The following is a 20,537-nucleotide window of genomic DNA, read 5'->3' on the forward strand; positions in this document are numbered from 1 at the left end:
GCACCTTGCTAATTGAGAACTATAGGTTTTAAGCATTTTCTAATGGAATTGATTCGCGGCATTCACAATATCAAGCCACAGCATCATGGCTGTGTATTAACCATCGGAAACTTTGATGGTGTTCATTTAGGGCATCAGCAAGTTTTGAAGCAAGTATCCAAGAAAGCGCAATTATTGGGTTTACCTTCGGTGGTCATGACGTTTGAACCGCAGCCATTAGAATTATTTGCCAAGCACAATGCACCAGCTCGATTAACTCGATTACGTGATAAATTTGTGCAATTGAACAAGCAGTCGGTTGACAGATTGTTATGTGTGAATTTTAACCAGCACTTTGCTAATTTAACGGCAGAAGCTTTTATTCGTGACTTGTTGGTCGCTCAGTTGGGTGTTAAGTTTCTGGTGATTGGTGATGATTTTTGTTTTGGTAAAAATCGCCAAGGTAATTTCAGTATGCTGCAGCAAGCTGGACAACAGTTTGGTTTTGAGGTGGTAAGTACCCACAGTTTTTGCTTGCAACAACAAAGAGTGAGTAGTACTGCTATTCGTAACGCTTTAGCAAGCGATGACTTAGTGTTAGCTAAGCAGATGCTCGGTCGTGATTACGGTATCAGTGGTCGAGTGTCGCATGGTCAAAAGTTAGGGCGAACCATTGGTTTTCCTACAGCGAACATTCCGCTTAAGCGCTGTGTTTCACCGGTCTCTGGTGTTTACGTCGTCAATGTCTATGGCCTTGATAACTCGCCTATCGGAGGAATTGCCAATATTGGTAATAGGCCAACAGTCAACGGGGTTCGCCAACAACTTGAAGTACACTTGTTTGACTTTCATGCCAATTTATATGGCAAACAGCTAGAAGTGGCACTTTTACATAAGCTTCGAGATGAAAAGAAATTTGAATCTTTTGGAGCGTTAAAGCAACAAATTGAATTGGATGCTGATGCGGCAAGGGTGTGGTTGCATCAGCTAAAGAATTAGTCGGATTATTCCACCGATTAATATCATGTCTAACGTCGCCCAATATAACGGAATTAAGAATCGATGAGTGATTATAAAGATACCCTGAACCTACCTGAAACAGGGTTTCCAATGCGTGGCGATCTGGCTAAACGTGAGCCAGAAATGTTAAAGCGTTGGTATCAAGAAGATCTTTACGGCGAAATCCGTAAAGCCAAAAAAGGCAAAAAATCTTTCGTATTGCACGATGGCCCTCCTTATGCCAACGGTGATATTCATATTGGTCACGCACTGAATAAGATTCTTAAAGACATTATTATCAAATCGAAAACCTTATCTGGTTTTGACGCGCCTTACATCCCAGGTTGGGACTGTCACGGCCTACCTATCGAATTGATGGTAGAGAAAAAAGTCGGCAAACCGGGCCAGAAAGTGACCGCGGCTGAGTTTCGTGAAAAATGCCGTGAATATGCAGCAGGTCAAGTGGAAGGCCAGAAAGAGAGCTTTAAGCGTTTGGGCATCATGGGTGAGTGGGATAAACCTTATCGCACCATGGATTTCGCCACCGAAGCGAACATTATTCGCGCATTGGGTAAAATTGCCGATAAAGGCCACCTGCTGAAAGGTTTCAAACCCGTTCACTGGTGTACTGATTGTGGTTCAGCACTGGCTGAAGCGGAAGTTGAATACAAAGATAAAGTGTCACCTTCGATTGACGTACGATTCAAAGCAGCCGATGAAGCGGCGCTGCTTGAAAAGTTCACGCTCGCGGCTGATCACGTCGGCCACGGTGAAGTGTCGATTGTCATTTGGACAACCACACCTTGGACCTTGCCAGCTAACCGCGCAGTCTGCTTACGTGATGATCTTGAATATGTTTTGCTGCAAATTGAAGCAGACGGTGAACGCTCTGCTGAACGCATTATCGTTGCGTCAGAACTTGCAAAAAGTGTCATGGATCGTGCTGGCATCAGTCATTACCACAACCTTGGTTTTTGCCGAGGTGCAGACCTTGAACTAATGCCTTTTGATCATCCATTTTACGCATTTACTGTGCCTGCGATTTTGGGTGAGCACGTAACTACTGAATCGGGTACTGGTGTCGTTCATACTGCACCTGGTCATGGTCAAGAAGACTTCGTGGTCGGTCAGCAATACGGCCTTGAAGTAGCCAACCCTGTCGGTTCAAACGGCGTATATCTAGCAGACACCGAGCTATTTGCTGGTCAACATGTGTTTAAAGCGAATGACTCTGTACTTGAAGTACTGAAAGGAAAAGGTGCTTTGTTGCACCACCATGCCTACGAGCATAGCTATCCTCACTGCTGGCGTCATAAAACTCCAATCATTTTCCGTGCAACACCACAATGGTTTGTCTCTATGGAGCAAGCCGGTCTACGCGCCCAAGCTCTAGAATCGATCAAAGGCGTACAATGGATGCCGGAATGGGGTCAAAGCCGCATCGAAGCAATGATTGAAGGTCGTCCTGAATGGTGTATTTCTCGTCAGCGTACTTGGGGTGTACCGATTGCGCTATTTGTGCATAAAGAGACGGCAGAACTTCATCCTAATAGCCCTGCGCTGATTGAAACAGTGGCGCAATTGGTAGAACAAAAAGGGATTCAAGCGTGGTGGGATGTCGACACTGCTGAGATCTTGGGCGAGGAAGATGCCAAGCATTACGAAAAAGTACTCGATACACTGGATGTGTGGTTCGACTCTGGTGTGACTCACTACGCCGTTGTTGATAAGCGTGAAGAGTTCAATGGCCACGGTGCAGATCTGTACCTTGAAGGTTCAGATCAGCATCGTGGTTGGTTCCAATCTTCATTGATTTCATCGGTAGCAATGAAAGGTGCTGCGCCTTACAAACAAGTATTGACGCATGGCTTTGTGGTCGATGGTCATGGCCGCAAGATGTCAAAATCAATCGGCAACGTGGTTGCGCCAAAAGATGTCACCAATAAACTGGGTGCAGACATCCTGCGTCTATGGGTTGCATCGACTGATTACACTGGTGAAGTGGCGGTTTCTGACGAAATTCTAAAACGTTCGGCGGATGCTTATCGCCGTATCCGTAATACAGCACGTTTCTTCTTAGCCAACCTCAATGGGTTTAACCCAGCAACGGATATGGTTGCAGCTGACGAGATGGTGTCGCTGGATCGCTGGGCCGTAGGCCGTGCCTTTGCGGCGCAACAAGAAATTGTCAAAGCATATGAAGAGTATAATACGCATGGCGTGATCCAACGTTTGATGCACTTCTGCTCAATTGAAATGGGTTCGTTCTACCTTGATGTGATTAAAGATCGCCAATACACCGCTAAACAAGGTGCACATGCACAGCGTAGCTGTCAAACGGCGCTGTATTACATCGTTGAGGCTTTGGTTCGTTGGATGGCACCGATCATGTCATTTACGGCTGATGAAATTTGGAACGAAATGCCAGCGATGCAAGCTAACGGCGAGCCGCGTGAAAAATTTGTCTTCACGGGTGAGTGGTTTGAAGGTCTGTTTGGGTTAACTGAAGGCGAAGAGTTGAACAATGAATTTTGGGCAGAGATGCAAAAAGTTCGTAGCTCGGTGAACAAGTTGCTTGAAACTGCTCGTAGTGAAAAAATCATTGGTGGCTCATTACAAGCTGAAGTGGTGCTGTTTGCTGATGACGCTTTAGTGGCTCAGTTAAACAAGCTTGAAGATGAACTGCGTTTTGTACTGCTGACATCAAAAGCGATAGTGAAGCCTCTGGCTGAGAAAAGCGATGCGGCACAAGCAACGGAAACTGCAGGTTTGTTTGTGTTGGTGAGCGCAACCGAAGCAGAGAAGTGCGATCGTTGTTGGCATCATACTCCTGACGTTGGCACTATCACTGGTCATGAAACTATTTGTGGCCGTTGTGTGTCGAACGTGGATGGTGAAGGCGAAGTTCGTAAGTTCGCTTAATAATATTGGGATTCAATATGGCAGAGCAGACGCTTACTTGGAAACAATCAGGAGTTCGCTGGCTATGGCTAGCGCTTCTGGTCTTTACCCTTGATGTCGGTATAAAGCTGATGGTCATGGATAACATGGGGTATGGTTGGGCAAATCGCATCGAAGTAATGCCTTTTTTTAACCTACTTTATGTACATAACTATGGTGCGGCATTTAGCTTTTTAGGCGATCAAGCGGGTTGGCAACGTTGGTTGTTTACCGCTATTGCCTTTGCTGTGACGGGGCTCCTCACTTACTGGATGAGTAAGCTGCCTGCGCAAGAGAAGTGGCATAATATCGCTTATGCCATGATTATTGGTGGCGCAATCGGCAACGTGTTTGATCGTATCGTGCACGGTTTTGTGGTTGATTATCTTGATTTCTACTGGGGCAATTATCACTGGCCAGCGTTTAACTTGGCTGACAGTGCCATTTGCCTTGGTGCAGCAATGATTATCCTTGATGGCTTTCGTAAAAAAGACGATGCGCACTCATAATGGCTAAAATAGTTGAATAACCCTAAGCGCTGTCTGTTGATTCAGGTGGCGCTTTTTGTTTACTCTTCATCTCTAAAAATACGGTGGTGATAGGCGTACTAAAAACGGGCATTTTTATGTCGTTATGGATGCCTTGTCTCCACACTAAAATAAATAAAGAGAAATCACGTGACGACAATAAAAGCAAACAGTGCGGTAACCCTACACTTCACCATTAAATTAAAAGATGGCTCTATTGCGGATAGCACTCATAATATGGGCAAACCAGCGAAATTGGTTATTGGTGATGGCAGTCTAAGCGACAATTTTGAGTTGTGCTTAATCGGTCTGAGTGCCGGAGAATCCAAAACCATTGAGTTAAAAGCCGAAGACGCGTTTGGTTTGTCTAACCCAGATAACATCCACCATATGGATCGCGCCAAATTTGCCGGTAATACTGAGGTGGAAGTTGGCACGATTATGGCGTTTAGTGGCCGCGATGGCTTAGAAATTCCTGGCATTATCACCGCTATTGCGGGCGATTCGGTAACGGTTGATTTTAACCACCCACTTGCAGGACAAGATGTCATTTTTGATGTTGAAATTTTGTCTGTAGAATAATTGGCAACTTGCGATAACCCTATTCAATGAGCAATGAAATGAAAATATTGTTAGCCAACCCTCGTGGTTTTTGCGCCGGTGTTGATCGTGCGATCAGCATTGTTGAACGCGCACTTGAGCTGTATCAGCCTCCGATTTATGTACGGCATGAAGTGGTGCATAACCGCTTTGTGGTGGAAGGGCTGAAGCAGCGCGGGGCCATTTTTGTTGAGGACTTACACGAAGTACCTGATGACAATATTGTGATCTTTTCTGCTCATGGCGTTTCGCAAGCAGTGAGACTTGAAGCGAAAGCGCGTGCATTAACCGTGTTTGATGCCACTTGCCCTTTGGTGACTAAAGTGCATATGGAAGTGGCTCGAGCCAGTCGCCGCAGTATGGAAGTAGTGCTGATTGGCCATGCAGGTCATCCTGAAGTGGAAGGAACCATGGGCCAATACGCCAGTAAAAAAGGCGGCATGTACTTGGTTGAAAAACCGGAAGATGTTGAATCACTAAAAGCTATCGTTAAAGATCCGACTAATTTACATTATGTTAGCCAAACCACCTTGTCGGTGGATGAAACAGCCGATGTGATTGATAAATTGCGTGAAGTGTTTCCGGATATTCAGGGACCACGTAAAGATGATATCTGTTACGCGACACAAAACCGCCAAGATGCGGTGCGTCAACTTGCATTGGATGTTGATTTGGTGGTGGTGGTGGGCTCGAAAAACTCATCAAACTCTACGCGTTTAAAAGAATTGGCGGAAAAGCTCGGAACGCCGGGTTACTTGATTGATTGCCCTGAAGATATTGATCCAACGTGGTTTGATGGTAAGAAAACCGTTGGCGTCACGGCCGGTGCATCGGCACCCGAAGCATTAGTGAATCAGATCCTAGATCGTATTAAAGAGCTTGGTGCTCAATCGGTTGAAGAAGTGCTTGGACGAGAAGAGAACATGTTTTTTGAAGTGCCCAAAGAGCTACAAATCAAGCAAATCGACTAGTCAAAAAGCATTTGAATTAGACGTACCAATAAAAGAAGAAGGGCTTCCAAATGGAAGCCCTTTTCTATAACGCAAGCGAAGCGTCATTCACACTATGCAGTTTCTGTGACTGCTTTCGGTTTTTCTTCATCGGTAAGTTCGATGTCGCCTTTACCTTTGGAGATTCTAATTACATATATGGTTACGGACAGTGAGAACAAAATACCGGCAATGGTTGATGCTTGCATCGGTAAGCCAAAGCCTAATGCACTGTTATTAAGAATGAAGGTGGCACAAACCGTGGTCATAAACATCGCGGGGATAGTCGCAATCCAATGCAGTTTGTTATGGCGTAGTAAATAGGCGGAAGCGGTCCAAAGCATCATTACTGCTGTGGTTTGGTTGGCAAAACCGAAGTAGCGCCAAATAATACCGAAATCCACTTGAGTGAGAATGGCACCCAAAACAAACAGCGGCAGTGCCATGAACAAGCGATTACGCAGCGTTTTTTGTTCCATATTGAAATATTCAGCTAAGATCAAACGGCTAGAGCGAAATGCAGTATCGCCTGAGGTGATGGGTAGGATAACCACACCCAAGAAGGCGATGATGCCGCCAAACACACCTAATAAGCCAAAGGATGCGCTGTACACAACGTTACCCGGGCCGCCGTTTTTCACCGCTTCTGATAATCCTTCCAATGAACCAAAGAAAGAGAGTGCAATCGCACACCAGATAAGTGCGATAATGCCTTCACCAATCATGGCACCGTAAAACACGAAGCGGCCATTTTTTTCATTTTCCATACAGCGAGCCATCAATGGCGACTGAGTTGCATGGAAACCAGAGATAGCACCGCAAGCAATCGTGATAAAGAGCGCTGGCCAAAGTGGTAGGTCGTTCGGGTTCATGTTGCTGAACATGTCGCTCATTTCAAAACCGCCCATCACAGTGTGTTCACTGGAAAGTGCAATCGCGGTCATTAAGCCAACCGACATAAAGATTAACAATGCGCCGAACAGTGGGTAGAAACGGCCGATGATTTTATCGACAGGAACGATGGTGGCGAGAATGTAGTAAGCGAAAATGATCACCACCATTGAGGTCATGCTCACCGTTAGACTCGTTTGCTCGTTAATCAGATTGGTGATCATCCCCGCAGGCGCAGAAACGAAAACAACCCCCACAAGCAGTAGCAGTACAATGGCAAAAATGTTCATAAAATGTTTGGCGCCATTGCCTAGGTAACGGCCAGTAATGGTGGGCACTGAAGCGCCGCCATTGCGTACCGACAACATGCCTGAAAAGTAGTCATGCACCGCACCTGCAAAAATACAGCCAACGACAATCCACAACATTGCTGCAGGACCATAGAGTGCGCCCATGATTGGGCCGAAAATTGGGCCTACGCCAGCAATATTAAGCAATTGTACCAAGTAGACTTTTTTGGTCGACATAGGAACATAGTCCACGCCATCACTCATGGTGTGGGCCGGTGTTTTACGGTTCTCGTTAATACCAAATACTTTTTCTACAAAAGCGCCGTAGATAAAGTATCCGGCCAGTAGGGCTGCGACACAGGTAAGAAACCACATCATAGCAATTGTCCTTTATGAATGAATTAAGCTCACTGTGGATAATAAAGGGCTCTGTGACGAGAAACATCTGCTTTTCCAGTGAGCGGCACTATAGCCAGTTAAGTGGCTATTTCACACAATAAGTGGTTTAGGGCTCGTCTCATCATCTGGATCAATAATGCTTTGCTGCTGGGAGGCAATGAGTGGCATCTTACAAGCAATCTGCTAGGCTAATTGAATGAAAATAAGAACTTAAGGACAACAATGAAAAAATTAAGTGTATTGTGCGCTGCTATATTGATGATTGGGTGTGCGGCCTCTGATGCTGAATTAGCACAAAACGGAGATTGGCAACAAATTGGTTATCAAGATGGAGTCACAGGTCATACTCAGCGCAGCTATAAAAAGCTTTCTGAGCTGGGTTTGGTGCAACAAGCCGATTACGAAGCGGGATACGTTAAAGGACTAAGCGAGTATTGTAACCCCAATTTCGCCTATCAAATTGGATTGTCAGGACTATATTATGAAGGTGCGTGCGAAGGAACCGAGCAAGCACAGCGCTTTCGCATGGAATGGCAACGGGGTTGGAATGAGTTTTCTAATTAACCCACCTATTGATGGGTTATCCATTTAAGATATCGCTATTAGAGAAAATATATGCATGAAGAGTTTATTGCTTTAGCTATTGCAGCCATTGGCGTTCTTGGTTTGACGTGCCAGTGGTTAGCATGGAAGTTGCGTCTTCCTGCTATTTTATTTTTATTAATTGCGGGCATTGTCGTTGGTCCGTTGACTGGGTGGTTAGAACCTCAGCAGCTATTGGGAGAATTATTATTCCCTTTGATTTCTCTTGCGGTTGCGGTGATTTTGTTTGAGGGTAGCCTCACACTCAACTTCAAAGATATTCGCGGCGTCAACCACACTGTGTGGAGCATTGTGTCGCTTGGAGCCCTAGTTTCATGGGGAATAACCAGCGTTGCGTCGTATTATTTATTGGACTTTGATTGGTCACTTGCGCTGCTGTTTGGCAGTTTGACCGTAGTTACCGGGCCGACCGTCATAGTACCGCTGCTACGTACCGTGCGGCCAAATGCTCGACTTTCCAATATATTGCGCTGGGAAGGAATACTCATCGACCCGTTGGGTGCACTGTTTGTGGTGATGGTGTATGAGTTTATTATCTCTAGCAGTGAAGCGCATAGCTTATACGTTTTCTCTTTAATTATTGGTGTTGGTTTAAGTATAGGAGCGGCTGCTGGCCAAGCCGTCGCTGTCATATTGAAGCGAGGCATGTTGCCTGAATATTTACAGCCTTTTGCTGTATTGGCTGTGGTACTTGGCGTCTTTTCCGCTTCTAATGCCATCGAGTCAGAGTCTGGCTTACTGACGGTGACGGTGATGGGGATGTGGCTGGCAAATGCTAAAAACGTCAATATTCAGCATATTCTTCATTTCAAAGAAAACCTGACTATTTTGCTAATCACTGGCCTCTTTATCCTTTTGGCTGCACGCATCGAGCTGGCTGATTTCCAAGCATTAGGGTGGAGTGCATTGCTGTTGTTGGTGGTAATGCAGTTAGTTTCCCGTCCGATGTCCATTTTTATTGCAACCGTGCGCAGCTCATTATCTTTCAAAGAGAAAGCTTTTTTGGCTTGGGTGGCGCCTCGCGGTATTGTGGCTGCTTCTATTTCTTCTCTATTTGCTATCAAACTGACAGCGGCAGGTGTAGAGGGAGCGACACTATTAGTGCCTTTAACGTTTATGGTCATTATTGGAACGGTGATTTTACAAAGTGCGACGGCGCGTCCTATTGCAATGGCATTGAAGGTGGCAGAACCTGCTCCGCGTGGTTTTTTGATTATTGGTGCGAATGACGTCGCTCGAGCGCTTGGAAAGGCGTTTGCGAAATATGATTGTCGCGTTGTGCTCACCGATTCTAACTGGGACTACATTAGTCAGGCGCGAATGGCGGGGCTAGCCAATTATTATGGTAATCCGATATCAAGCCACGCCGATGAATATTTAGATTTGATTGGTATTGGTCATGTGGTTGCACTTAGCCCTGATAAGCATTTCAATATTATGGCTTGCATGCATTTTCTCAGTGATTTCGGTGAAAAACGCGTATTTTGTTTGAACGATCATGCCAATGACAATAGTAGCGATAAACACAAAGTGGCTCAGGAATATCACGGTTTATCACTTTTTAATGGTGAAGTGAGTTATAAAAAATTAGCCAGTTTGATCAACCAAGGTGCAGAAATTAAGCACACAAAACTGAGCGAAAGTTTCACCTACCAAGATTATCTCCAGCAGAACAAAGAACATTTTGTTTTGCCACTGTTTATGGTGAACGTCAAAGGCCGTATCCAGATGCACCATTCTATTCAGGAGTTTTTACCTACGGAAGGTGAAATAGTCGTCTCGTTGATCAAACAGAGCCAGAGCCACTAGTGGCTCTCGTGTTCACTTTCCATTGCCCGGCGAAGAAAACCATCAGACTCAGTCAATTTATCCATAGCTTCTGCATAACTTAACCCCGTCAAGTGCATCAATATCGCTACTTTTACATTGTTGTTGCTTTGGGCTAATAAGTATTCAGCCTCAGCGCGTTCACAGTCGGTTGCTTGCATCACAATTCGCACCGCTCTGGCGATGAGTTTTCGGTTAGTGGCCTTAACATCGACCATTAAATTTTGGTAACTCTTACCAAGACGGATCATGCTAGCGGTGGTGAGCATGTTGAGTACCAGCTTCTGCGCTGTACCGGATTTTAAGCGCGTTGAACCGGTCAGAGCTTCTGGCCCAACGACAGGGCTAATGGCTATTTGCGCCAATTCTGCAATCGGGGAATCCGGGTTACATGATAGGGCAATGGTTGTCGCGCCCAAATCATTAGCATACTCCAAGGCACCGATGACATAAGGTGTTCGCCCACTAGCGGCAATGCCAACAACCACATCTTGATCCGTAAAATGAATGCTTTTGAGATCTTGAATGCCGAGTTCTGCGCAATCTTCCGCCCCTTCTTTAGCACTGAACATGGCCTCTTTCCCACCGGCAATCAAACCAATCACCATCTGATCGCTAACCCCAAATGTTGGAGGGCACTCTGACGCATCAAGAACGCCTAATCGGCCACTGGTTCCTGCGCCAATGTAGATTAATCGACCACCATGTTTGAATGCATAGGTAATTCGATCCACGGCTAAGGCGATCTCCGGAAGGACTTTTTCGACGGCCAGCGGAACGTGCTTATCTTGTTGATTGAGCCGTTCTACAATTTCTTGTGCTGATAGTAAGTCAATATCCATTGTGTCAGGGTTGCGACCTTCGGAAATAAGGTGAGAAAGCGCAGAGAGCAGCGCGTCATTAGTCATACCATTCCTTACTTATTAATGAGTAAAATAGACCACACCCAACGAAGCGAGAGCGCTTGCTCCGGTTACTTCTGGTAGATTGCTGGGTAAATTATGCAGACGACGTTGAGCAAGCCAAGCAAAAGCCATCGCTTCCATGTAGTCACTATCCACCCCTTTATCGCTGGTGGGCATGATGCGCCAGTGTGCTAAATGGGCCTGCAAACGTTCAACCAATAGCGGGTTACGGGCACCTCCCCCACACAGCAGCAATTCCGGCGCTGGCCCACATTGGTAGTGTGCGACTTGCGTGGCGATGGTGAGTGCTGTGTATTCACAGAGTGTACGTTGCACATCTTCTGCTGCTAACGAAAACTCAGCCAATATCTGCTGAAGCCAAGGGAGATTAAACAGCTCGCGACCCGTACTTTTCGGTGCATTCAACGCAAGGTACGGCTCTTGATTGAGACGTTCGAGTAGTGGTTGGTGTACCTTTCCCGATCTCGCCCACATGCCATTATCATCAAACTTATGGCCTGTCTGTTCAAAGCACCACGCATCCATCAACATATTGCCCGGGCCCGTATCGTAGCCTAATACTTTTTGCTGCGGCCGCAGTACCGAAATATTAGCGATGCCGCCAATATTGAGTACTACAACGCTCGAATCGGTTGATTTGAAAATGGTGTCGTGAAATGCAGGGACTAATGGAGCTCCTTGGCCGCCGAGCGCCATATCTTTGCGACGAAAATCAGCCACCGTGTCGATGCCAGTTTTGCTACTGATGATATTGGCATCACCGAGTTGCATCGTAAAAGGCGTATTACCGTTGGGTTGATGAAAAACCGTTTGGCCATGGCAGCCAATCGCGCGAATATCGCACGCTTGATAGCCTGATTGAGCCAGTAAAGCGATGACTGCATCAGCAAACAGATGGCCGAGCAAGTGGTCTAACTCGCCAATCTCTTGCACATTGGTTGATTGCCCAATACAGACATTCAGCAAACGCTGTTTGAGATCTTCTGGCATTGGGAAATCAGCGTGAGCCAATAAACGAATTTGGTTGCCATCCATTTCGACCAGCGCTGTATCGACACCATCCATGCTTGTGCCAGACATCACACCAATGTAGCGTTCAATGCTCTTCATTCGCTTCTCCTTCAACTCGAAAACAAAATCATTGTAATAGAAATTCAAAGCGAATAACCTCGTTAAATTAACTGTTTAAGTAAATTTTTGGAGTGAGCATGGGACCGTTGTGGCTAGATGTGGCAGGCTGTGAATTGAGCGCTGAAGACAAAGAGATTCTTGAGCATCCCACTGTCGGCGGGGTCATTCTTTTTGCGCGTAATTATCACGATAACGCGCAGTTGCTTGCGCTTAATAAAGCGATTCGCCATGCAGCAAAACGTCCGATTTTAATTGGTGTCGATCAAGAAGGTGGGCGAGTACAGCGTTTTCGTGATGGGTTTTCGCTGATCCCTGCCGCGCAGCAGTATGCCAAGCAGAATAATGGTGAAGCATTAGCTCGCCAAGGTGGCTGGCTGATGGCGGCGGAGTTGATTGCTCATGATATTGATCTCAGCTTTGCTCCTGTATTGGATAAAGGTCATGCGTGTAAAGCGATTGGTAATCGTGCTTTTGGTGATGATGTACAGAGCATCATTCGCCACAGTTCAGCCTATATGCAAGGCATGAAAGAGGCTGGCATGGCAACAACAGGTAAACACTTTCCCGGTCACGGCGGGGTAATCGCTGACTCGCATCTTGAGACGCCCTATGATGAGCGCAGCACGGTGATGGAAGAGGACATGGCAATATTCAAAGCGCAGATTGAAGCTGGAGTGCTCGATGCCATGATGCCTGCACATGTGATTTATCCTCACTATGATGATCAACCTGCCAGCGGTTCTGCGTTTTGGTTGAAGCAAGTACTTCGCCAGCAGTTAGGGTTCAAAGGATTAGTCTTTTCTGATGATTTAACAATGGAAGGGGCATCTGTCATGGGCGGTCCTGCCGAGCGCGCGCATCAATCGCTAGCCGCTGGATGTGACATGATTTTAGTGTGCAATCAACGCGCAGCTCAAATTGAAGTATTGGATAATTTGCCGATTTTGGATGTGCCAGCGGCTGAGTCTCTACTCAAACGTCGTGCTTTTAATCTTCCTCAACTGCAAAGCACTGAACAGTGGAAACAAGCCTCAGAAGCGATGAAACGACTGCTTGGTGAGTAAAAAAAATGGCGCTGTGCGTGAAAGCTTCAGCGCCGTTATTTTCTATTCGTTGCGGTTAGTGAAAACCCAGAACTTCTTTTAAATTTTTTAGATAACGTCGGCTGACGGGCACTTTGTGATCACTCAGGGTGATGATTTCCGCCAGCCCATTGTCCAATAATTTGATCTCTTTAATCGCCCTAGTATTGATTAAATACTGGCGGTGACAACGAACCAGTGGCGTTCTTTCTTCCAAAATTTTGAGCGTTAATTGGCTGGTGGCTCGTTGTAAATGGGTTTGCACATGAACACCACTGATGTCGCTCAAAGCAAACTCGACATCTTTGGTGGCAATGATCACAATTCGATTTAATCCAATGCAGGGAACTTGATCTAACCCTGCTGGTGATAAAATCGAAAAATCCTGCTTTTTGTGCCCTTGGCGAACTAAACGTTGCAGCGTTTTCTTTAAGCGCTCAGGGTCAACTGGCTTGAGTAGATAATCAAACGCATTTTCCTCAAACGCTTGCAGTGCATACTGATCATAAGCGGTGACAAACACCACATTGGGCATCGTATCTGGGTCAAGCATCCCTAGCAGCTCAATGCCAGTAACTTGTGGCATTTGGATGTCGAGAAACACCACGTCTGGCTTTAGCTGATTGATTTTTTTTAACCCTTCGATCGCATTACTGGCGTGACCAATCACATCAACATCGCCCGTCTCTTCTAGTAGCTCAGTCAGTTCTTCCCGAGCGAGCAGTTCGTCATCAATAACCAGTGCCGATAGCATGTTATTCCCTTAGTTAAATCCTTGATGAGGAATGAGAAAGCTCATTCGTGTGTATTGATTAGCCAATACTTCCGTTTTTAGTGCGGCTTGTTCGCCAAATTTATTAGTTAAGCGTTTATTGACAATTTGCATGCCTAAACCATCGTAATCTTCATTCGGAGCTTGGTAACTGCCCGCATTATCTTCCACTACAATTTTGTATCCTTCCGTTTGCGCTTGGCTGTAGATTCGTACCCGTCCGCCTTCTAACAAGTTAGAGGTGCCGTGCTTTATCGCATTTTCTACCAGTGGCTGTAGAGTAAAACTGGGTACATTGCGCTCAAGCAGTAATGCATCATCGATGGAAATATCCACTTCAAGGCGATCGGCAAAACGCGCTTGTTCTATGGTTAAGTAGGCTTTGACATGTGCTAATTCTTCTTTAAGAGTCACTGTCTCAATATTTTGTTTGAGGTTACTACGAAAGAAGTGCGAAAGATGCTGGATAAGTTCTCGCGCTTTGTCGGGATCACGGCGGGTGATGGCACTAATGGTATTGAGCGCATTAAACAGAAAGTGGGGGTTGACTTGAGCATGCAGCAGTTTGATCTCGGCGCGAGAAAGCAGCATCTGCTTTTGCTGGTATTCGCCGTACAGAATTTGGCTCGACAGTAATTGTGCAATCCCTTCCGCCATTGACATGTTAATTGTTGAAAAAAGTTTACGCTTCGGCTCGTACAGCTTTATGGTTCCAATTACGCGATCTCCTGCTCTAAGTGGAATGATTAACGCTGAACCGAGTTTGCAGTTTTTAGAGAGTGAGCATTGATAGGGGGAATCTTTTCCGTCGAGGTAAATAATGCGGTTTTTGGTGATCGCATCGAGTGTACTTTGTGATGAGATCGGCGTATTGGGTTTGTGGTGGTCATCACCGATACCGATAAACGCGAGTATTTTTTCTCTATCGGTGATGGATACCGCGCCAACATTGGTCATTTCGTAAACAATTCGAGCGACTTTACCTGCATTGTGTGGATTAAAACCGTTGGCCAAAATGCCAACTGAACGCTCAGCAATATTCAGTGCGCGACGAGAAAAGGTGGCGGAGTACTCTTCAAAAATGGTTTTTCTGTCTTGTAAAATGCTCATGAATAGCGCTGCGCCGACTGAGTTAGCGATGATCATGGGCGCGGCGATGGTCGAGACTAAGGCGTATGCATCAACAAACGGTTTAGCGACTAACAAAATCACCAACATTTGCACTATTTCAGCAAACAGTGTTACGGCAAAAACAATGCTGGGGCTAAACAGGAGTCGCCCTTTGCCCTTTCTCAGTAAATAGGTGTGCAGCAATCCACCAATCAAACCTTCTGCAGTAGTTGAAATGGCGCATGCCACATCGGTAAAACCGCCTAAAGTGTAGCGATGCATACCGCCAGTAAATCCAACCGCAAACCCCACAATGGGGCCACCAAATAACCCACCCATGACAGCACCTATCGCCCGCGTATTGGCAATCGCATCGTTGATCTGCAAACCAAAATAGGTGCCCATGATGCAAAAGAGGGAAAACAAAACATAGGTACTGATTTTGTGGCTAATTCGACTGGAAATGTTAAGCAGCGGCAAGAAAATGGGTGTTTTACTCAACATATAAGCGAGAACGAGGTAAACACACATCTGTTGCAGTAAGGAAAGAATTAAATCCATGTCAAAAACCCGTTGGTTTGGTGATCCCCTTTTCACTTGAAGCTACAGTAGTATTGGCTTTGTTCATTTTCCTAAGCGTAGAGTTTTCTATATACATTAGGATTTATGTACGGATGGCCAGACTGTAACACCAATCTCTTTGGGTATGATTTACGATTCATCCTCACTATTTTAGGTGAGATAGAGAGAATAAAATACGCGTCAGCTTATATTTTTTGCTTTAATAGAAGATAAATACATGTGTAATTTTATTTTTACACATTATGTTTTTTTAAATTTACACTTGAAATGTTTTTAAAGCCTGTTAATTTGTCTTTTATTGGTGTTTAGGTATGCAATAAGATTTTGTGTAAACAAATAATTACAGGTAATGAGATGCAAAAAAGTGAACTAAGTAATATTAATATCAGTGATGAGCAAGTGCTGATCACTCCGGAACAATTAAAAGCTAAGCTGCCGCTCAGTCATCAAGCTCGCCAGTTCATTCAACACTCTCGTCAGACAATTGCCAATATTATCCATAAAAAAGATCACCGTTTACTGGTGGTGTGCGGTCCTTGCTCTATTCATGATATTGATGCGGCAAAAGAGTACGCAAAGCGCTTGAAATCACTCTCAGAGCAGTTGAGTGATCAACTGTACATTGTCATGCGTGTTTACTTTGAAAAGCCGCGTACAACGGTTGGCTGGAAAGGTCTGATTAACGATCCTCATCTTGATGGCAGTTTTGATATCGAACATGGTTTACACGTTGGTCGTCAATTGTTAGTTGAGCTAGCGGAGATGGAGATCCCTCTGGCGACCGAAGCGCTTGATCCGATCAGCCCTCAATATTTAGCTGATACATTCAGTTGGGCGGCGATTGGTGCACGCACTACGGAATCCCAAACACACCGGGAAATGGCCAGTGGTTTGTCGATGCCGATTGGGTTTAAAAACGGCACCGATGGCAATTTAGCAACGGCAATCAATGCGATGCAGGCGGCGTCATCCAGCCACCGCTTTATGGGCATTAATAGTGAAGGGCAAGTGGCCTTACTTACCACTCAAGGCAACCCAAATGGACATGTCATTTTACGTGGCGGTAAGCAAACCAACTACGATTCAGTGTCGGTCACCGAGTGTGAGCAAGAGATGGCAAAACATAAATTGGATGCGTCGTTAATGGTGGATTGCAGCCATGCTAATTCACGTAAAGATTACCGTCGTCAGCCGTTAGTCGCTGAAGATGTGATTCATCAAATTCGTGAAGGAAATCAGTCTATTATTGGTTTGATGATTGAAAGTCACCTCAATGAAGGTAATCAATCTTCTGACCTTCCTCGTAACGAAATGGAATACGGTATATCGATTACGGATGCCTGTATTAATTGGCCATCAACTGAGGCACTATTACGACATGCTCATCAAGAGCTCGTTCCGTTCTTAGAAAATCGCCTAAAAAAAGGTGAATAAAGGGAAGTGCCATGGCTGTTGAACTTAACGAATTACGTGATCAAATTGATGCTGTCGATAAACAAATGGTCGAGCTGCTTGCACGCCGATTAGCTTTGGTTGAAAAGGTGGGGGAAGTCAAGAGCCGACATGGTCTACCGATTTATGCTCCTGATCGAGAAGCGGCGATGCTGGCTTCTCGCCGCGCTGAAGCGGAAAGAAAAGGCGTCCCGCCACAACTGATTGAAGATATTTTGCGCCGTACTATGCGTGAATCTTATGCCAGTGAAAAGGATTCTGGCTTTAAGTGCTTAAACCCAGAGCTGCGCTCTGTGGTGATTATTGGCGGTCATGGTCAACTTGGTGGCTTATTTGGCCGTATGTTCAAACTGTCGGGCTATCAGGTGAAAGTATTAGGCAGTAAAGATTGGCATCAAGCCGATGAGATACTGCATGATGCCGGTTTGGTTGTAGTGACGGTTCCTATTCACTTAACCGTCGGTGTGATTGAAAAACTTGCTCATTTGCCTGCCGATTGTATTTTGTGCGACCTCACATCGATTAAGTCTAAGCCTCTACAGGCGATGCTTAAAACACACTCTGGCCCAGTGGTTGGATTACACCCAATGTTTGGCCCAGATGTCCCTAGTATGGCCAAGCAAGTGATCGTCTATTGCGATGGGCGAGGAGAAGAGAGTTATCAGTGGTTGCTAAAACAGTTTTCGATATGGGGAGCGAGTTTGTGCCAGATTGATGCCGCAGAACACGATCACGGCATGACCTTGATCCAAGCACTGCGTCACTTCACTTCGTTTGTATACGGTTTACATCTTTCTAAAGAAAATCCGAATATCCAAAAATTACTGCAGCTGAGTTCACCGATTTATCGTTTAGAACTGGCGATGGTTGGACGGCTTTTTGGTCAAGATCCTCACTTGTATGGCGATATCATTTTCTCATCGGAAGAGAACGTTGAGATGATAAAACGTTTTCATGCTTGTTTTGGTGAGGCGTTAACCTTACTTGACGGGCGTGAGAAGCAAGCTTTTGTGGAAAACTTTAGCAAAGTGAGTGATTGGTTTGGCAGTTATTCACAACAATTTATGCTTGAAAGTCAAAACCTGTTAAAACAAGCGAACGATGCCATTCATCGTGTTTAAGGCTGTCTGAACGGCGAGTGCGGTTGTTGTGAATACGGCCGCCGCTCATTCTTCCGGTTCATCCCCTAAATCAGACAAGTATTCCAGTTCGCGATGGAGCAAACTTTCATCACCCATGTTCAATTCAACTAAACGTTTCAAATGGCCAATACTTTCAATATCAATGTGATTGATGCTGACACGAATAATGTTGTTTTGAATGTGGATCAACTTGGCGACTAGATTAATAGTGACATCGCTGTCTGGTAGTGTGAAATGGACTTGTGCCATTTCATTGAGCACTAATTTGTCCGCGTCAGGGCATGAGAGCAATAACCCATGCAGCGACAAATCCTGAATCGTTGTGGTGACGGTATGTTTACCTTGCAATAAGGTGGCAGGCATCTGATAGATGATGCGTGAAAAGCGACGTCTTTCAATCATGGTACTCTCTCTTGTTGAGCGTTGACCTGTGCCAGCTTCGGCTCTGTATCGCTCATTGAAAAATTATACCCATTAAGTTTAGACCTAATTGAAGGCAGTGTCGCGAATCCTGCATCTTGTTGTGTGATGCGTGATGTACAAGTAATAAAAAGGCCGCAATAGATTGCGGCCAGAGACTTCAAATACAGAGTTATTTGGTCATACGCTTGTATTTAATGCGGTGTGGTTCTGCCGCTTGAGCGCCCAATGTCTGTTTTAACCACTCAGTGTATTCGCTGTAATTGCCTTCATAGAACTTCACTTCACCTTCATCACGGTAGTCCAGAATGTGGGTCGCAATACGGTCTAGGAACCAACGGTCGTGCGAGATAACCATGGCGCAACCAGGGAATTCCAGCAGCGCCTCTTCCAATGCGCGTAGCGTTTCAACATCCAGATCGTTGGTTGGTTCGTCGAGTAATAGGACGTTACCGCCAGCTTTAAGCAATTTGGCTAAATGAACACGGTTGCGCTCACCGCCCGATAGCTGACCGAGCACTTTTTGTTGATCGACGCCTTTGAAGTTAAAGCGAGAGCAGTAAGCACGCGCAGGAATTTCAAAATTGTTGATCTTGATAATATCCGCCCCTTCTGAGATCTCTTGGAAGACGGTATTTTTGTCGTTCATGCTGTCACGGAACTGATCAACCGAGGCTAATTTCACGGTTGCGCCCAATTCAATTTCACCAGAATCTGGTTGCTCTACGCCACTTAGCATTTTAAACAGCGTTGATTTACCCGCACCGTTAGCACCGATGATGCCGACAATCGCTCCTTTCGGCATGCTAAATGATAAATTATCAATCAGTACACGATCACCAAACGATTTGGTTAAGTTACGAACTTCCAATACTTTGTCACCTAAACGTTCGCCCGGCGGGATGAAGAGTTCGTTGGTTTCATTACGTTTTTGATGTTCAGTATTATTAAGTTCTTCAAAGCGTGCCATACGTGCTTTTGATTTTGCTTGGCGGCCTTTCGGGTTTTTACGAACCCATTCCAGCTCTTTTTCAATCGTTTTTTGGCGAGCACTCTCTTGAGATGATTCTTGCTTTAAGCGTTCATCTTTCTGTTCGAGCCACGAGGTGTAGTTACCTTGCCAAGGAATGCCTTCACCGCGGTCAAGTTCTAAAATCCAACCAGCAGCATTATCAAGGAAGTAACGGTCGTGGGTGATGGCGACGACTGTGCCTGAATAGTCGACAAGGAAGTGCTCTAGCCAAGCAACAGATTCCGCGTCTAAGTGGTTGGTTGGTTCGTCAAGCAGCAGCATGTCTGGTTTTTCAAGTAGCAAACGGCAGATCGCCACACGGCGGCGCTCACCACCAGACAAAACGGCGATTTTAGCATCCCATTCTGGTAGACGAAGTGCATTGGCCGCACGCTCTAAAGCGTTCTCTAAATTATGGCCATCTTTAGCTTGAATCAGAGCCTCGAGCTCACCTTGCTCTTTGGCTAACGCATCAAAATCGGCGTCGGGTTCTGCATATGCCGCATAAACAGCATCGAGGCGAGTTAGTGCGCCAGCCACATCAGAAACGGCCTCTTCCACCACTTCACGCACGGTTTTTGATTCATCCAGTACTGGTTCTTGAGGCAAGTAGCCGACTTTCAATCCTGCTTGCGGGCGTGCTTCCCCATCAATATCAGTATCGATGCCAGCCATGATACGTAACAGGGTGGATTTACCTGAACCATTGAGACCTAAAACACCGATTTTAGCTCCAGGGAAAAAGCTCAGAGAGATGTCTTTGAGAATTTGACGCTTAGGCGGGACAATTTTACTCACCCGCGACATGGTATATACGTATTCAGCCATTGCCGATTGTTCCTAATCTTAGTAACAGAAGAAAGT

General features: G+C 45.6%; 17 protein-coding genes. 10 read left to right on the forward strand and 7 right to left on the reverse strand.

Annotation, left to right across the window (positions count from 1 at the left end):
* The first annotated feature begins 42 nt into the window (after positions 1-42).
* From ribF to ispH, 5 genes are all read left to right on the forward strand, one after another.
* Positions 43-978: a bifunctional riboflavin kinase/FAD synthetase gene (gene ribF, locus AACT42_RS22620; protein ID WP_026028079.1), complete on the forward strand. Its 936-nt coding sequence runs from the start codon at positions 43-45 to the stop codon at positions 976-978.
* 63 nt (positions 979-1,041) lie between these two features.
* Positions 1,042-3,900 (forward strand): isoleucine--tRNA ligase, encoded by a 2,859-nt coding sequence (ileS, locus tag AACT42_RS22625; RefSeq protein WP_094167997.1) that lies wholly within the window; start codon positions 1,042-1,044, stop codon positions 3,898-3,900.
* 17 nt (positions 3,901-3,917) lie between these two features.
* Positions 3,918-4,427, forward strand: a complete 510-nt coding sequence (lspA, locus tag AACT42_RS22630) for a signal peptidase II (protein ID WP_026028078.1) — start codon at positions 3,918-3,920, stop codon at positions 4,425-4,427.
* 168 nt (positions 4,428-4,595) lie between these two features.
* Positions 4,596-5,027 (forward strand): FKBP-type peptidyl-prolyl cis-trans isomerase, encoded by a 432-nt coding sequence (gene fkpB / locus AACT42_RS22635; protein WP_013857554.1) that lies wholly within the window; start codon positions 4,596-4,598, stop codon positions 5,025-5,027.
* A 26-nt stretch (positions 5,028-5,053) separates the two neighbouring features.
* Complete coding sequence (gene ispH, locus AACT42_RS22640) at positions 5,054-6,016, forward strand: 4-hydroxy-3-methylbut-2-enyl diphosphate reductase (protein WP_013857553.1); 963 nt, start codon at positions 5,054-5,056, stop codon at positions 6,014-6,016.
* 92 nt (positions 6,017-6,108) lie between these two features.
* Here ispH and AACT42_RS22645 read toward each other — a convergent pair whose 3' ends face one another.
* Positions 6,109-7,593 carry a carbon starvation CstA family protein gene (locus AACT42_RS22645; protein ID WP_017043277.1) on the reverse strand — a complete coding sequence of 495 codons (1,485 nt, stop codon included), beginning with the start codon at positions 7,591-7,593 and terminating at the stop codon, positions 6,109-6,111.
* Positions 7,594-7,836: 243 nt separating this feature from the next.
* Here AACT42_RS22645 and AACT42_RS22650 point away from each other — a divergent pair, with 243 nt between their 5' ends.
* Both AACT42_RS22650 and AACT42_RS22655 read left to right on the forward strand, forming a co-directional pair.
* Complete coding sequence (locus tag AACT42_RS22650) at positions 7,837-8,178, forward strand: DUF2799 domain-containing protein (RefSeq protein ID WP_064624503.1); 342 nt, start codon at positions 7,837-7,839, stop codon at positions 8,176-8,178.
* Between the two features lie 51 nt (positions 8,179-8,229).
* Complete coding sequence (locus AACT42_RS22655) at positions 8,230-10,026, forward strand: cation:proton antiporter (protein ID WP_013857550.1); 1,797 nt, start codon at positions 8,230-8,232, stop codon at positions 10,024-10,026.
* Here the strand turns inward: AACT42_RS22655 and murQ are convergent.
* On the reverse strand, positions 10,023-10,952 hold the full coding sequence (gene murQ, locus AACT42_RS22660) for an N-acetylmuramic acid 6-phosphate etherase (RefSeq protein WP_017048824.1): 930 nt from the start codon (positions 10,950-10,952) through the stop codon (positions 10,023-10,025). The genes AACT42_RS22655 and murQ overlap by 4 nt on opposite strands.
* A gap of 15 nt (positions 10,953-10,967) precedes the next feature.
* Positions 10,968-12,080 (reverse strand): anhydro-N-acetylmuramic acid kinase, encoded by a 1,113-nt coding sequence (locus AACT42_RS22665; protein WP_026028077.1) that lies wholly within the window; start codon positions 12,078-12,080, stop codon positions 10,968-10,970.
* 98 nt (positions 12,081-12,178) lie between these two features.
* On the opposite strand from AACT42_RS22665, the gene nagZ reads away from it, so the two are divergent.
* A complete protein-coding gene (nagZ, locus tag AACT42_RS22670) occupies positions 12,179-13,165 on the forward strand; it encodes a beta-N-acetylhexosaminidase (protein WP_038220500.1) in 987 nt (328 codons plus the stop codon).
* 55 nt (positions 13,166-13,220) lie between these two features.
* Here nagZ and btsR read toward each other — a convergent pair whose 3' ends face one another.
* Positions 13,221-13,937: a two-component system response regulator BtsR gene (gene btsR / locus AACT42_RS22675; protein ID WP_017046291.1), complete on the reverse strand. Its 717-nt coding sequence runs from the start codon at positions 13,935-13,937 to the stop codon at positions 13,221-13,223.
* A 9-nt stretch (positions 13,938-13,946) separates the two neighbouring features.
* Complete coding sequence (locus AACT42_RS22680; RefSeq protein WP_094133059.1) at positions 13,947-15,626, reverse strand: sensor histidine kinase; 1,680 nt, start codon at positions 15,624-15,626, stop codon at positions 13,947-13,949.
* A 375-nt stretch (positions 15,627-16,001) separates the two neighbouring features.
* Here AACT42_RS22680 and AACT42_RS22685 point away from each other — a divergent pair, with 375 nt between their 5' ends.
* Positions 16,002-17,081: a 3-deoxy-7-phosphoheptulonate synthase gene (locus AACT42_RS22685; protein WP_094133058.1), complete on the forward strand. Its 1,080-nt coding sequence runs from the start codon at positions 16,002-16,004 to the stop codon at positions 17,079-17,081.
* A gap of 11 nt (positions 17,082-17,092) precedes the next feature.
* Positions 17,093-18,220, forward strand: a complete 1,128-nt coding sequence (gene tyrA / locus AACT42_RS22690) for a bifunctional chorismate mutase/prephenate dehydrogenase (RefSeq protein ID WP_017043283.1) — start codon at positions 17,093-17,095, stop codon at positions 18,218-18,220.
* A 45-nt stretch (positions 18,221-18,265) separates the two neighbouring features.
* Here tyrA and AACT42_RS22695 read toward each other — a convergent pair whose 3' ends face one another.
* Both AACT42_RS22695 and ettA read right to left on the reverse strand, forming a co-directional pair.
* Complete coding sequence (locus tag AACT42_RS22695) at positions 18,266-18,643, reverse strand: PilZ domain-containing protein (protein WP_013857542.1); 378 nt, start codon at positions 18,641-18,643, stop codon at positions 18,266-18,268.
* 190 nt (positions 18,644-18,833) lie between these two features.
* Positions 18,834-20,501 carry an energy-dependent translational throttle protein EttA gene (gene ettA / locus AACT42_RS22700; RefSeq protein ID WP_010319161.1) on the reverse strand — a complete coding sequence of 556 codons (1,668 nt, stop codon included), beginning with the start codon at positions 20,499-20,501 and terminating at the stop codon, positions 18,834-18,836.
* Positions 20,502-20,537: the final 36 nt, after the last annotated feature.

Source organism: Vibrio sp. V15_P4S5T153, from assembly GCF_963874485.1.
Lineage (GTDB): Bacteria > Pseudomonadota > Gammaproteobacteria > Enterobacterales > Vibrionaceae > Vibrio > Vibrio anguillarum.

What these genes read in the sequence shown, in the direction of transcription:
- btsR (WP_017046291.1), bottom strand. Translation starts at nt 13,937, where the DNA reads ATGCTATCGGCACTGGTTATTGATGACGAACTGCTCGCTCGGGAAGAA.
- nagZ (WP_038220500.1), top strand. Translation starts at nt 12,179, where the DNA reads ATGGGACCGTTGTGGCTAGATGTGGCAGGCTGTGAATTGAGCGCTGAA.
- AACT42_RS22655 (WP_013857550.1), top strand. Translation starts at nt 8,230, where the DNA reads ATGCATGAAGAGTTTATTGCTTTAGCTATTGCAGCCATTGGCGTTCTT.
- AACT42_RS22645 (WP_017043277.1), bottom strand. Translation starts at nt 7,593, where the DNA reads ATGATGTGGTTTCTTACCTGTGTCGCAGCCCTACTGGCCGGATACTTT.
- ispH (WP_013857553.1), top strand. Translation starts at nt 5,054, where the DNA reads ATGAGCAATGAAATGAAAATATTGTTAGCCAACCCTCGTGGTTTTTGC.
- AACT42_RS22680 (WP_094133059.1), bottom strand. Translation starts at nt 15,626, where the DNA reads ATGGATTTAATTCTTTCCTTACTGCAACAGATGTGTGTTTACCTCGTT.
- AACT42_RS22665 (WP_026028077.1), bottom strand. Translation starts at nt 12,080, where the DNA reads ATGAAGAGCATTGAACGCTACATTGGTGTGATGTCTGGCACAAGCATG.
- ileS (WP_094167997.1), top strand. Translation starts at nt 1,042, where the DNA reads ATGAGTGATTATAAAGATACCCTGAACCTACCTGAAACAGGGTTTCCA.
- AACT42_RS22650 (WP_064624503.1), top strand. Translation starts at nt 7,837, where the DNA reads ATGAAAAAATTAAGTGTATTGTGCGCTGCTATATTGATGATTGGGTGT.
- AACT42_RS22685 (WP_094133058.1), top strand. Translation starts at nt 16,002, where the DNA reads ATGCAAAAAAGTGAACTAAGTAATATTAATATCAGTGATGAGCAAGTG.
- lspA (WP_026028078.1), top strand. Translation starts at nt 3,918, where the DNA reads ATGGCAGAGCAGACGCTTACTTGGAAACAATCAGGAGTTCGCTGGCTA.
- murQ (WP_017048824.1), bottom strand. Translation starts at nt 10,952, where the DNA reads ATGACTAATGACGCGCTGCTCTCTGCGCTTTCTCACCTTATTTCCGAA.
- AACT42_RS22695 (WP_013857542.1), bottom strand. Translation starts at nt 18,643, where the DNA reads ATGATTGAAAGACGTCGCTTTTCACGCATCATCTATCAGATGCCTGCC.
- ettA (WP_010319161.1), bottom strand. Translation starts at nt 20,501, where the DNA reads ATGGCTGAATACGTATATACCATGTCGCGGGTGAGTAAAATTGTCCCG.
- ribF (WP_026028079.1), top strand. Translation starts at nt 43, where the DNA reads ATGGAATTGATTCGCGGCATTCACAATATCAAGCCACAGCATCATGGC.
- tyrA (WP_017043283.1), top strand. Translation starts at nt 17,093, where the DNA reads ATGGCTGTTGAACTTAACGAATTACGTGATCAAATTGATGCTGTCGAT.